The sequence below is a fragment of the Mammaliicoccus vitulinus genome, assembly GCF_029024305.1.
Classification (GTDB): Bacteria; Bacillota; Bacilli; order Staphylococcales; family Staphylococcaceae; genus Mammaliicoccus; species Mammaliicoccus vitulinus.
On the sequence record NZ_CP118974.1, the window covers coordinates 1,879,250 to 1,893,514 of the forward strand.

A 14,265-nucleotide genomic window follows, 5' to 3' on the forward strand; every position below is an offset into this window, starting at 1 on the left:
ACCTTACCTCACTTTTCTATAAACATTTGTTTAATTGTTACATATGTTATCAAATCTTTTTTTATTGTTAGGCTAAATTGATAAACATTGTATGATTTTATTTTATATTGTTTTTCTTTTCTTAAAACCGCTTCGTACATTGTATCTACACTTAAATCTTTTAACTTATCGACAGAAGTTTCTCTTAAATATATTTCTTTTTTGAGAAAATGCTCGAATATTTGAAATTTCGACCATACACTTGCTAAAAATAGAAGAGGAATAAATTCAGATTGATCATTAGTTTGCACGATTGTTTTATATGCATCTACTTCTTCTTTATTAAAAAGTATATTAATGACTTCCATTCCATCTTTTGAATAGTGCTGCATGCCCCATTCCTCCTCCTATTCCCATTGTAGCAATCGATGTGTCGATATGCTTCATATGAAATAATCGCGTTATAAGCTGAGCGCCACTTGCACTGTATGGATGGCCTATAGCTAATGCACCTCCATAAATATTAAACTTATCATCAGGGATGTTTAACATCTCTTTAGATGCTAATACTTGTGAGCTGAACGCTTCGTTAAATTCAATACCATCAATTTGGTTAATACTTAAATCACGCTTTTTTAACAATTGCTCAATTGCGGGCACAGGACCGATACCTAATATATTTGGATCTACACCTTTCACAACACTATCTACAAATTCTAAACCTTCATGATATCCTAATGAAACGGCTTTTTCTTTACTCATAATCAAAAGTAAAACTGCACCATCATTTTTCATACAACTATTACCGACAGTCACAGTGCCATCTTTAATTAATGGCTTTAAGCGAGACAATGTCTTTAAATTCAACCTTGGTTTAATGCTTTCATCACGATCAATCCACTCATTCCTCACTTTAACTGGTAATATTTCATGAGATATATGCCCTTGTTCTATAGCAGCTATCGTTTTTTGATGACTAGAATATGCAAACTCATCTTGAGCTTCTCTTGAAACTTGATAAACTTGAGCAACATTTTCAGCCGCTTCAATCATTGATGGATCTTCTCCATCAGGTGCAAAAGAAGCCCTTTCAAAAAAGTTTGGAACATCGGATTCATAAACTGACTGTGGTCTTTTTATTTTCCATGGTGATCTGCTCGTACTTTCTACACCACCTGCAATATAGATCTCTCCAGCGTTTGCTTGTATCATTCTGCAAGCATACGTAACAGCTTCAAGTCCAGAACCGCACTGTCTATCAATTGTTACACCAGGTATATGTTTGGATAATTTAGCTTCTAACAATGACTTTCTTGCTATATTTCCACCATTTCCTACGACATTCCCTAACACGACTTCTGATAAATTTTCTAAAGCATCACTATGTTCATTCAATAAATATTCATATAAAGGATTTAATAACATTTCAGGTTCTAAATGTTTAAATATCCCACCATATTTACCAAATGGTGTTCTTTTTGCAGCTACAATAACTGGTTCCATCGTTCTCCTCCTAAATCGTATGTAGATTTCATCTTATGCCTAGCTATCTTTCCACTAGATGTATATAACATTTTGTTAACTTTTATTAATTTAGATGGTATTTCATAACGACTTAAACCACAATTCAACAAGAAATTTTTGACTTTTAAATACGTTAGTTCTACTTGTCCTTTGTAAATTAAGACAGCTATTTCACCAAATTTTTCATGTTTTTCACTTATGATGATCAACTCTTCAATTTCATCACATTTCAACAGATTTTGTTCAATGATTTCAGGATAAATGTTTTTGCCGCCTATAATTAATCGGTCACTTTCTCTACCATATAAATACAATTCATTTTGTTCTGTGATGGAAGCCCAATCACCTATTTTAATCCAATCTTCTCTCATTTCCTCATTTAAATAACCACTGAAGGTCATGTCACTTTTAACATACAATCTTCCAACATTGTCTTTATCTTGGTCTTCTATTTTAACTTTAACACTTGGAAATAGTTTACCAACTGAACCACATGGTGCATCTCCATTAATATTATAGCTAATAAAGCTCGCTTCTGAACTACCAAAAAATTCAATAATATCTATATATGGATATTGATTTTTAAATTTTTGAAATATATTAGGAGATAATTTGGCACCTGATGAGAATATGCTATTAACATTGTTTAAATTCACTTTATAATTTATCAAACTATATAATATCGTCGGCACAATAAACAGTGTTTTAGGCTGGTTGATATTGTTCATCACTTTTTCAAGTGATTGCGCATTAAAATTACGTTGACCTATAAATCCTCGCCCGCTACTTAAAGCAAAAATGAGAGCATACAAAGATAAAGAATGCGCATGAGGACCAGGCGCTACTATAATTTGGCTATAAGCGTTCATTAACTGTTCATTATACTCAAAAGACTTGATCCAAGAATCATGATTACGCATATAAGCTTTTGGAGTACCTGTAGTACCTGAAGTAAAACCGATATGTAAAATGTCATCAGGAACATTATTTAGTTTAGAATGTTTCATATATGTGATGTCATTAGCATCATTTACAAATACTTGTATACTATAAATATGTGCCAATTCATTTAATTTTTCATTTGTTAGATTAGCATCGACTACACATGGAATTTGCTTATTCATTAATGCCGCAATATACCATTTTATAAATTGTAGTGGATGATGAATCGCAATACCTATCATCACTTTCTCAGGATAATAACTTAACTTATTCGCTAAAATTTCAGATTCCTCCCACAATTCTTTATATGAGATTGACTCGTCTTCTATAAAAATTGCGTTCTCTGTTTGTTTTAAACTTACTTGTTCTTTAATTAAATCTAATATTTTCATAAATTGTTCACCTACTTTTATTGTTAACTCTATCATATCATTTAGTTAACAATACAATTAATAAAAAAGCATCTTGTTGATGTAAGCCATAGCCCACAATAACAAGATGCTCTATTAAAAATTATCTATTTTTCATATAATCATATTTATTCTTTTTAGGTCTGCTTGATTTTTGAAACTGTACTTCTTTTAAAAACATTGGAATCTTAAATGCACGATTAACACGTTTTAAATCTGTTATAATTCTATATAACCATTCTAAGTTAAGTTTAATAAACATTTTAGGTGCACGTTTAACATTTCCGCTTATTACATCAAATGATCCACCTACACCCATCATCACGGTATGTTTAAAGTGATGTCGGTTATAGTAAATCCAGTCTTCTTGTTTAGGAAATCCCATTGCTGCAAAAATAAAGTCAGGATCGAATTTTTTAATCTTCTTAGTGACTTTATAATCCAGAACATGCTTATAACCATGTTTATGGTCGAATGTGATATTAGGATATTGCGCTTCTAAAATTTTTCTAGTAGCTTTCACGCCTTCTTTAGATGAACCTAACAAGAAGACTCTTTTACTACTAGCATTCGCAATGTTCAACATTTCTTCCATCAACTCTATACCAGGAATACGTTCTTTCAAAGGTGTATTCAAATATTTAGCTGCTTTAACGATACCAATACCATCTGGTACAATATAATCTGCATGCTTAATACGTCTTTGGTAATGATTATTGTTATAAGCATAATGTGCTATTTCGGGATTTGCAGTTACAATAAATAAATTATCATTCGTTTCTTGATTGACAAAATATTTAATTCGCTCAACCATCTCATATGCTGTTAAGTTTGCAAATGGCAAACCTAGTACATTAATTGTCTGTGGCTTAATGACATCAAACGAATTCTCTCTATTCAATTCAATTTGTTCACTTATGCTATTCAAATCTTTTTCTAGTACTTTTGCCATTTGTTTCACCTCACATTCTTCACTATAATTTACACCATTTCCATAAATTTTACAAGAAATTTACATTATACATTTATTAATCCATAAACGTAATTCATTTAAATTGTTGAATTTTACTTGTATAATCATATATGATGTATAATATGCAAAAATAGATATTTCAAATCACAATACGAATAGAAGGGTAAATATAAAATATGAAAAGATTCTCAAAGATCGGTTTACTTTTGATGTCAATAATTCTCATGATTCTACCCGTAGTATTTGGTCTTATGCTTTATCTTGAAACTAAAGGTGCTATAAATGATTCTTTTCTTGATTCTAAAAAAAGCAAATCATCTTTAAGGGATAGACCTGTAGATCCGAGTTTGGATCATATATCAGTCCTATTCTTAGGTGTAGATGATAGCAAGTCGAGACGTGAAGGCGGCCAAAAAGCTGACCAATCTCGTACAGATGCAATGATTTACACAACATTTAATAGAGATAAAAAGCAAATCCGTATGGTAAGTATTCCAAGAGATACATTAAGCTATATACCTGCCGTTAAATACTATGACAAGATTACACATGCTCATGCAATAGATGGTCCAGAAGGTTCAATGGAAAGTGTTGAATCTACATTAAATGTTCCAGTTGACTACTATGCACGTATCAATATGGAAGCTTTTGTTGAAGTAGTTGATGAACTGGGTGGCATTGAATATGATGTTCCATTCAACTTAAATGAACCTAACACAGAAGATAAGGGCAGAATTAAAGTTAAAAAAGGTAAACAGAATTTAACTGGTGATGAAGCACTTGCCGTTGTACGTTCAAGAAAACAAGATTCAGATTTAGAGCGTGGTAAGAGACAAATGGAAATGATAAAAGCGATTATCAAAAAAGCACAAAAAACGAATTCAATTAATAAGCTAGATGATTTAGTTAAAATTGTAGGTAAAAATGCTAAACATAATTTCTCATTTGAAGATATTCAAAATTTAGCGACTACGTACTCTTCTAGTAAAGTCAAAATTAAAACAGAGCAATTATCTGGTACAGATGCTAATTATAATGGTGTTTATTTCTTCAATCCAGATTTAGATAACTTATTAGAGTTGTCTAACAAACTTAGAAAAGATTTAAAATTACCACAAACTAAGAAAACAGAAATGATGAATTACCTTATGACTCAAGCGTATGGAGATTTAATGCCTTATGTTGAAGTTTCGAAAAAAAGTCTGAAAAGTGGTAATCCAGCTAATTCTGACGATTCCGCTGAAACAGTTGAGCCAGCAATAGAACCTGATACAGAAGAATCGGTAGAACAACCTGTAGAACAACCTAGTGAACAGGCTCCTGTAGAACAAGCTCCTTCAGAGGAAGTGCCATCTCAGGAAATACCACAAGAAGCACCACAACAAGCTCCTGAACAATATAACCAAGGCGTAGATCCTAATACACAGCAACCAAGTCCAGAAGTATACTAGTGAAGGAGGGATAATATGATTGAACGTAAAACTTATGAAAAGTATGAACAAATCAATACGATGTTTGATGCTTTAGAAAATCAAATCATCCATTCTGGAGATTTATCTAACTTTAGAAAAAATTTATATTATGTAAATCATGAACATCATGAAAATTACGAAGCGTTGTTACTTTACTATAATCAAGCAAACCATGATCCAATAGTAGATGGTGCATGTTATATCATAGCAATACCAGAAATATTCAATGCTATTAATATTTTCGATAATCCCCTACCATTCTCGTGGGTATATACAGAAACAGGACTAACAGAAGAAATGAAATCATTAAGTGTCCACTTACAATATCTCGTTGCCGCTGCATTAGAAACAAGTCAAATTCAAATATTTACACCAAGCGGTTATACAATGGGAATCACAAATTGGAACCTTCACCAACTTAGATTATTTTGGCAATATACAGCAATTGTTAGAAGAGAAGCCATTCAAAATTAAAATACACACGACTATAGACTGTCATAAAGTTATGAAAATAGCTTTGTGACAGTTTTTTTATAATGAGACGTATATAAACCACTTGTGCTTATACTTTTCATTACTTATGTGAAGCGGTTTAATTCTTACTTACGCCATTAATAATCATATTAATGTATAATAAAATGAATCAATTTTATGGAGGTATCACAATGATAAAAATAGTTGAAAATGATATAGAAAAACAAGATGCATTTAGTATTAGAAAAACTGTTTTCGTAGAAGAACAAGGTGTGCCATTAGATGCTGAAATAGATGAATATGAAGATATTTCTAAACATATCATTCTATATCATGATTCAGAACCAGCTGCAGTTGGACGATATAGAACATATAATAATGGCTACGCAAAAGTTGAACGCGTAGCAGTGTTAAAGCCCTATAGAAAATATGGGTATGGCAAAAAAGTGATGAATTTTATAAATCTTAAAGCTAAAGAAGATGGATATTTAGGTACTGTTTTAAATGGACAATCTCATGCAAAAGGATTTTATGAAAAATTAGGATATGTAGCTGAAGGCGCAGAATTCTTAGAAGAAAACATCCCCCACTATCATATGACATTATCTTTTGACTAAAATATTATATATCTCAAATATTAAACTTACATTACAAATCAAACAATTTTCGTTCTTTATAGATAAAAAGCCTTATACTGTTATTAAATAAAATACCTATTCAAAGGAGATTGTTTATGGATAAAAAATTCTATTACAAAACCCCCGCACTTGTTGCAATGACTCTAGCAGGTACGACACTTGTTTCTCATCAAGTGAATGCAGAACAAACAACTAACAATGATAACAAAAACATCATTGAGCAACATAACAATGCTAGTCAAATTCAAGGTGAACAAAAGGAATTAAAAAACCAATCTTTAAGCGTTTCAGGTAGCAAAGCGTATAAAGACCCATCTATTATAGATGAGCCAAGTAAAAATGAAGATACAACTAAATCTAATGACTCAACATTAGATTTAGCCAGCACTGAAAATGCACAAGATACTGAACTCAACGCTACTCAAGACACTTCTAATGTTGCTAATTCAGAAGAACCAGCTTCTAAAAATGTAGCTGACCAAGACAGTAATAAAGATGTTGAGAATAACACTACTAAAGACACTTCTAACACTGTGGATTCTGTAGATACAACTTCTAATAACGTAGCTGATCAAGAAAGCAATAAAGATGTTGAAAATAGCACTACTGTAGACACTTCTAACGCTGTGGATTCTGTAGATACAACTTCTAACAACGTAGCTGAACAAGTCAACAACAAAGATGTTGAAAATAACACTACTAAAGACACTTCTAACACTGTGGATTCTGTAGATACAACTTCTAATAACGTAGCTGATCAAGAAAGCAATAAAGATGTTGAGAACAGTACTACTGAAGATACTTCTAACGTTGCTAATTCGGAAGAACCAGCTTCTAATAACGTAGCTGAACAAGACAACAATAAAGATGTTGAGAACAGTACTACTGAAGACACTTCTAACGTTGCTAATTCGGAAGAACCAGCTTCTAATAACGTAGCTGAACAAGACAACAATAAAGATGTTGAGAACAGTACTACTGAAGACACTTCTAATGTTGTTGATTCTGAAGATACAGCTTCTAATAACGTAACTGAACAAGACGACAATAAAGATGTTGAGAATAGCACTACTGAAGACACTTCTAATGTTGCTGATTCTGAAGATACAACTTCTAATAAAGTAGCTGATCAAGAAAGCAATAAAGATATTGAACATAACTCTACTGAAGATACTTCTAACGCTGTGGATTCTGAAGATACACCTACTAACAACGTAGCTGAACAAGACGGCAATAAAGATGTTAAAAATAATACTACTGAAGACACTTCTAACACTGTGGATTCTGAAGATACAACTACTAATAACGTAGCTGATCAAGAAAGCAATAAAGATGTTAAAAATAACACTACTGAAGACACTTCTAATGTTGCTAATTCTGAAGATACAACTACTAATAACGTAGCTGATCAAGAAAGCAATAAAGATGTTGAGAACAGTACTACTGAAGACACTTCTAACGTTGCGGATTCTGTAGATACAGCTTCTAATAACGTAACTGATCAAGACGGCAATAAAGATGTTGAAAATAACACTACAGAAGACACTTCTAACGTTGCGGATTCTGTAGATACAGCTTCTAATAACGTAACTGAACAAGACGACAATAAAGATGTTGGGAATAGCACTACTGAAGATACAACTTCTAAAAACGTAGCTGATCAAGACGGCAATAAAAACGTTGAAAATAATACTACTGAAGATACTTCTAACGTTGCTGATTCAGAAGAACCAGCTTCTAAAAATGTAGCTGATCAAGACGGCAATAATAACGTTGAATTAGAAACAACTAATGAAAAACCTCAAGTTAGTACTTTTGCGTTTAGATCTGTTAGTGGTGCGCCTACTTTTAGAAGAGCTGCTGCGACTACGAGAACATACAATCCAACTGTAAGTTCAAGAACAAACAGCCAAATTAGAAGTAACAATTATGCGGTTCCTAGATATGTAGAGGACTTTTCTAGTCATATTCCTAAAATTCCTTATCGTCATGGTGTTGGTAAGCCTGAAGGTATCATTGCACATGAAACGGCAAATCCTAACTCAACTATTCAAGGTGAAATTGCTTATATGAAAAACAACTATCAAAGTGCCTTTGTTCATGCTTTTGTAGATGACAAAAACATTATTGAGGTTGCGCCTACTGACTATCTTGCATGGGGTGCTGGTGGTGTTGCTAACCAACGTTTCATACATGTAGAACTTGTTCGTGTTTATGGTGGTGATCGTTTCGCACGTTCTATTAATAACTATGCTGATTATATTGCCACTAACTTAGCTTATTATGGCTTGCCATTAGATAGCGCTGAAAATGATGGTACTGGTACTTTATGGTCTCATGATGCTGTTTCAAGATATTTAGGCGGTACTGATCATAGTGATCCTTATGGATGGTTTGCTGAAAATAACTATACTTTTAACGAACTTATTGATTTAGTTCGTGAGAAATATTCATATAAAACAGGTCATTTAACTGCACCATCTAAACCTGTTGTATCTAATCCTAAACCAGCTACACCTACTAAACCAGTAGTAAGTAAACCTAAACCAACTAAACCTGTTGCGACTAAACCAACTAAACCTGTCAGTAGTCCAGCTAAAACTGTCGTCGTTAACTATAAAGGTACAGTTAATCCAAATATTTCAGGTGTTTACAGTTCTGTGTATGATACAACAACTAAATCAGCGACTAATAAAGCTGGTAAAACTTTCAATATAGGAAAACAATCAACTTATAATAATCAAGTGTTCTATTTATTACAAGATAGTAACGGTACGCCATTAGGTTGGGTTAAATCTAGCGATGTTCGATTGCAAAATACTGCGAAGCCTGTCGCTTCTAATACGGTGAAGCCTAAACCTGTGGCTAAGCCTGCCGCTTCTAATACAGTAAAACCTAAACCTGTAGCTAAGCCTGCTGCTTCTAATACGGTGAAACCTAAACCTGTAGCTAAGCCTGCCGCTTCTAATACGGTTAAACCTAAACCTGTAGCTAAGCCTGCCGCTTCTAATACAGTAAAACCTAAACCTGTAGCTAAGCCTGCTACTTCTAGTACAGTGAAACCTAAACCAGTTGCGACTAAACCTGTTAGTAGTCCAGCTAAAACAGTCGTCGTTAAGTATAAAGGTACAGTTAATCCAAATATTTCAGGTGTTTACAGTTCTGTATATGATACAACAACTAAATCAGCGACTAATAAAGCTGGTAAAACATTCAATATAGGAAAACAATCAACTTATAATAATCAAGTGTTCTATTTATTACAAGATAGTAACGGTACGCCATTAGGTTGGGTTAAATCTAGCGACGTTCAACTGCAAACTAGTGCGAAGCCTGCCGCTTCTAATACGGTTAAACCTAAACCGGTGGCGAAGTCTACCGCTTCTAATACGGTAAAACCTAAAACTGTTGCGAAGACTGCTGTTTCTAATACAGTGAAACCTAAACCTGTGGCGAAGTCTACAGCTTCTAATTCAGTGAAATCTAAACCTGTGGCGAAGTCTACAGCTTCTAATTCAGTTGCGAAAACAGTTAGAGTGAATTATGTTGGTAAAGTTAATCAAAACATTTCTGGTGTTTATACATCAGTTTATGATCAAAAAACTGTCCCTGCTCTTAATAAAGCTGGAAAAACATTTAAAATTGGTAAACAATCAACTTATAATAATCAAACATTCTATTTATTACAAGATAACAATGCCATACCTTTAGGATGGGTTAATGCGCGTGATGTGCAATTACAAACAACTAAAGCTCAACCTAAAGCAGTAAAACAAGCTACACCTGCACAACCTAAGAAAACTAATGCGATTAAATATAGTGCAGTAAACAATCAACCAATTGCTTTAAAAGAAAATTATACTAACTATTTAATTTTTGATAACACTGGCTACTTCTATAGCCAACCACATGTTTCAAAAAATACATTACTAGGTTCATTACAAAATTATCAATATGCTTATTTCAAAGTTATTTCTTCACAACAAATTGAGAATGAACTTTGGTATAAAGGTATTCTCAATGGTAAAACTGTATGGATTAACTCTAAATATTTACAACTAGCTACTGAGGCAACGAATATTTCAACTAGTCCTTATACACTTGACGAAGCAGTAAATATTCAAATGGCATTACGAAATGGCTCTGAACCTAAAAAAGTATTACCAAGTGGTGTGAGAAATGCTACTAGAGCTGAAGTTAAAGATTCAATGGATACAACTAAGTACGTAAATGATCCAGTTCAAAAATATCAATTTTTAGATTTAAATAAATCACAAGGCATCTCTGTTTCTAAATTAAATGACTTACTTCGCGGTAAAGGCATTTTAGAAAACCAAGGTGAAGCATTTAGCCAAGCTGCAAAAGCTGTTGGTGTTAATGAAATTTATTTAATCTCACATGCGTTATTAGAAACAGGTAATGGTACAAGCCAATTAGCAAATGGTGGTGCTATTGATAAAAATGGAAAAGTTGACTTAAATCCTCAAACTAAATATTATAATATGTTTGGTGTCGGTGCGATTGATAACAATGCATTATACGGTGGTATTAAGTATGCTCAACAAGCTGGTTGGAATACACCTGAAAAAGCGATATTAGGTGGCGCTCAATTTATATCAAACAATTACATTAAAGCTGGACAAAACACATTATATAAAATGAGATTCAATCCACAAAATCCTGGTGTACATCAATATGCTACTGGTGTAGATTTCGCAAAATCTAACGCCCGACGTATTAGTGACTTCTATCAACAGATTCAAACAGATGGTCAATATTACGATGTAGATCAATATAAATCATAATTATTAATCAAATATTTAATAAACCAATGCCATCAAGGCATTGGTTTGATTTTTTTAGTTTATATTCTATTATTTTTATTTGTACTTTCAGAAATTTTAATTTATAATCTACATTTCAAGTAAACTGTAGACAATCGATTTAGAGGAGCACTTTTCATGCCAAACGATAAAGAAAGAGATCATTATTTTGACAACGCTAGATTTTTCTTAATTGTGTTAGTTGTTTTCGGACATTTAACAAGATCTTATGTTAATGATAGTCATATATTTAAAGCATTGTACATGTTTATATATAGTTTCCATATGCCCGCATTTGTTCTTATATCAGGATTTTTCGCAAAAAGTGTAGGTAAACCAGGTTACATAAAAAAAATTACAATAAAGCTTTTATTACCTTATCTTATATTCCAATTATTTTATGGTTTATATTATTACTATATAGACAGAGACGATACGTTGAATATTAGTCCCTTTGATCCTCAATGGGCTATGTGGTTCTTAGTCAGTCTATTCTCATGGCATGTTATATTGCATTTCGTAAGAAACTTCAATCCTTATATAACATTTACTGTAGCTATAATAGTAGGTTTAGTAGTTGGTTACTTTGATTTTATCAATGCAAAACTTAGTCTATCAAGAACATTCGTATTCTTCCCGATATTCTTATTAGGATATTATATTAATAAAGAACAATCGTTTATTTTAAGAAATAAAAAGTATTTATGGCTTTCAACATTGAGTTTATTCGCTATTTTCATTGCTTATTTATTAACTGATTATAACTTTGAATGGTTATTTGGTAGCAAACCTTACTCAGCACTTGAAAGTGATGTTGATGTATACAGTTCTTTAAAAAGGTTGTTCATTTATGTCGTTATTTTCGTATCTACTTTAAGTTTTATGAATTTAATACCCGAACGAAAATTACCCCTGACTTATATTGGTTCAAGAACGATGTTTATCTACCTACTTCATGGACTTTTCGTTGGTTTATTCCGTTCAAAAGAATGGGATAGAATGCTATTAGATCAACCGTATGTTTGGGTTGCAATTGTGCTCATTACTATCATAATTGTTTATTTCTTCAGTAGTGATCTCGTTAGGCACTACGCTAACCCAATTGTTAATATTAAAAAACCACCTAAAAAGAAAGAATAATTAAAAAGCCTATCCTTTAAACACTCAAAGGATAGGCTTTTTTTGTTATATCGAGATTGAAATTTATCTAATTAAAGATTCATATGGAATCGTACCAATATATTTATCTTCACTATTTAATAAATAGGCTGGTATTTGGACATGTTTATGTGTTACCGGTGCGAGTTCATGATTATTATTGTATAGGTTTTCTAACACTTCATAACTTGCACTTAGTAAATATGTTAAGTAATCAATCCACTCTTGGGTATAAGGTGTATCTGATTGTATAAATAAAATAGGATTCTCTTTTTTTTCTGTAGGTTGCATAAAATCAGAAACAAATTTTCTTTCATCAAATGACAGTTCTTCTTTTGATTTAAATTTAATGTGAAATTGTGCATTTTTAATAAGGCGATTATCTTGTCCGAAATAGTAACGATGAAAATGTGGTAACTGAGCTTCTGCTCTATATATATGTATTGAATCTTCTTCAAATGAAATCATCCATTGTTCATCATTATTTTGTATGAGCACAAAAGTTGGATGTGGTAACCATTCAAAAATATTTAAAGAAAGTAATAACTTTAATCGTTGATTCATATTATTTAAGTCCACCATATAAACATCCCCTTTTATTGTAATGTTTCCCTTATTGTAATACGTTTTCTAAATTTTTGCTATATTCATTTATTTGTTCTCTTTTTAACGTTATAATTAAATTATCGTTTTGAAGAGGTGAAAAAAATGCAATTACCATTAAATAAATTTGCATCTCAACTTCAAGTGTCTGGTATAAGAGCTATATCTAACCGCATACCTGAAATTGATGATGTCGTAAACTTGACTGTTGGACAACCTGACTTTCTAGTACCAGTAAGTGTTAAAGAAGCAATGAAAGATGCAATCGATCAAAATTTTACGTCTTATTCTCATAATGCAGGATTGTTAGAACTGAGAAAAGTTGTACAATCTTATTACAAAAATCGTTTCAATGCTTCTTTTACAACAAATGAAATATTAATAACTAATGGTGCAAGTGAAGCGTTAGATACTACTTTAAGAGGCATAATTGAACAAGGTGATGAAGTATTAATACCATCTCCTGTATATGCCGGCTACGTCCCTCTCATTGAATTATTAGGGGCTAAACCTATATACATAGATACTACCCAAACTGGATTAAAAATAACACCAGACTTAGTTGAAGCTCATATTACCGATAAAACTAAAGCAATATTATTAAACTATCCTAACAATCCAACTGGTATAACTTTAAACCAGCAAGAAGTCGAAGCACTCATTGACGTGTTTAAAGCCTACCCTATATACATCATCAGCGATGAAATTTATGCTGAAAATACTTTTGGCCAACCACACACATCATTTGCTTCATATGATGTTATTAAAGACCAATGTATTTTATTAGGTGGATTAAGTAAATCACACTCTATGACAGGTTTACGCATTGGTTTTCTACTCGGACCTGAATATGTAATGAAGCAATTAACTTTTGTTCATGCATATAATTGTATTTGCGCAAACGTACCAAGCCAATATGCTGCTATAGAAGCACTTACAAATGCAATCGACTCACCAAAAGAAATGAACAAAGCGTATATTGAACGTCGTGATTATGTTTATAAACGTTTAATTGAAATGGGCTTTATCTTGAATGAAAAACCTCAAGGCGCATTTTATATATTCCCTCAAATATCACAATTTGGTATGGATGATTACGAATTTTGTATGAAAGCGCTCGAAGACTATCATGTAGCAATCGTACCTGGTTCAGCTTTCACACATATTGGCAAAGGCTATATAAGAATTTCATATGCTTATAATATAAAATCCCTTGAAGAAGGATTGAATAGATTGGAAAGAATGATTCAAGAAGTATTTTAAAGGGGC

At 32.3% G+C, this 14,265-nt stretch carries 11 protein-coding genes; 6 read left to right on the forward strand and 5 right to left on the reverse strand.

The genetic code is table 11. The annotated features are described in order from the left end of the window. Nucleotides 1–8: 8 nt before the first annotated feature. The 4 genes from PYW35_RS09455 to PYW35_RS09470 form a co-directional block, all read right to left on the reverse strand. Nucleotides 9–371, reverse strand: a complete 363-nt coding sequence (locus tag PYW35_RS09455; protein ID WP_103323351.1) for a hypothetical protein — start codon at nt 369–371, stop codon at nt 9–11. After that, on the reverse strand, nt 334–1,482 hold the full coding sequence (locus tag PYW35_RS09460; protein ID WP_103323350.1) for a thiolase family protein: 1,149 nt from the start codon (nt 1,480–1,482) through the stop codon (nt 334–336). The genes PYW35_RS09455 and PYW35_RS09460 overlap by 38 nt, the downstream gene beginning before the upstream one ends. Then, entirely contained in the window at nt 1,464–2,837 is a 1,374-nt protein-coding gene (locus PYW35_RS09465) for an AMP-binding protein (RefSeq protein WP_204107877.1), read from the reverse strand. The genes PYW35_RS09460 and PYW35_RS09465 overlap by 19 nt, the downstream gene beginning before the upstream one ends. 121 nt (nt 2,838–2,958) lie before the next feature. Then, nucleotides 2,959–3,807: a WecB/TagA/CpsF family glycosyltransferase gene (locus tag PYW35_RS09470; protein WP_016911289.1), complete on the reverse strand. Its 849-nt coding sequence runs from the start codon at nt 3,805–3,807 to the stop codon at nt 2,959–2,961. Between the two features lie 230 nt (nt 3,808–4,037). On the opposite strand from PYW35_RS09470, the gene PYW35_RS09475 reads away from it, so the two are divergent. From PYW35_RS09475 to PYW35_RS09495, 5 genes are all read left to right on the forward strand, one after another. Then, complete coding sequence (locus PYW35_RS09475) at nt 4,038–5,279, forward strand: LCP family protein (RefSeq protein ID WP_240594873.1); 1,242 nt, start codon at nt 4,038–4,040, stop codon at nt 5,277–5,279. An 18-nt stretch (nt 5,280–5,297) separates the two neighbouring features. Then, entirely contained in the window at nt 5,298–5,774 is a 477-nt protein-coding gene (locus PYW35_RS09480) for a DUF2538 family protein (RefSeq protein WP_026023190.1), read from the forward strand. 191 nt (nt 5,775–5,965) lie between these two features. After that, nucleotides 5,966–6,391: a GNAT family N-acetyltransferase gene (locus PYW35_RS09485; RefSeq protein WP_016911292.1), complete on the forward strand. Its 426-nt coding sequence runs from the start codon at nt 5,966–5,968 to the stop codon at nt 6,389–6,391. Nucleotides 6,392–6,507: 116 nt separating this feature from the next. Beyond that, the gene (locus tag PYW35_RS09490) at nt 6,508–11,217 is read left to right on the forward strand and encodes a glucosaminidase domain-containing protein (RefSeq protein ID WP_204107844.1); all 4,710 of its coding nucleotides are present in this window, start codon (nt 6,508–6,510) and stop codon (nt 11,215–11,217) included. A 156-nt stretch (nt 11,218–11,373) separates the two neighbouring features. Then, a complete protein-coding gene (locus PYW35_RS09495) occupies nt 11,374–12,375 on the forward strand; it encodes an acyltransferase family protein (protein WP_103322891.1) in 1,002 nt (333 codons plus the stop codon). A 63-nt stretch (nt 12,376–12,438) separates the two neighbouring features. On the opposite strand, the gene PYW35_RS09500 is transcribed toward PYW35_RS09495, so the two are convergent. Further along, nucleotides 12,439–12,975 carry a hypothetical protein gene (locus PYW35_RS09500; protein ID WP_103322892.1) on the reverse strand — a complete coding sequence of 179 codons (537 nt, stop codon included), beginning with the start codon at nt 12,973–12,975 and terminating at the stop codon, nt 12,439–12,441. 126 nt (nt 12,976–13,101) lie between these two features. Between PYW35_RS09500 and PYW35_RS09505 the strand changes: the two genes are divergently transcribed. After that, nucleotides 13,102–14,259 (forward strand): aminotransferase class I/II-fold pyridoxal phosphate-dependent enzyme, encoded by a 1,158-nt coding sequence (locus tag PYW35_RS09505; protein ID WP_103322893.1) that lies wholly within the window; start codon nt 13,102–13,104, stop codon nt 14,257–14,259. The last annotated feature ends 6 nt before the right edge of the window (nt 14,260–14,265 follow it).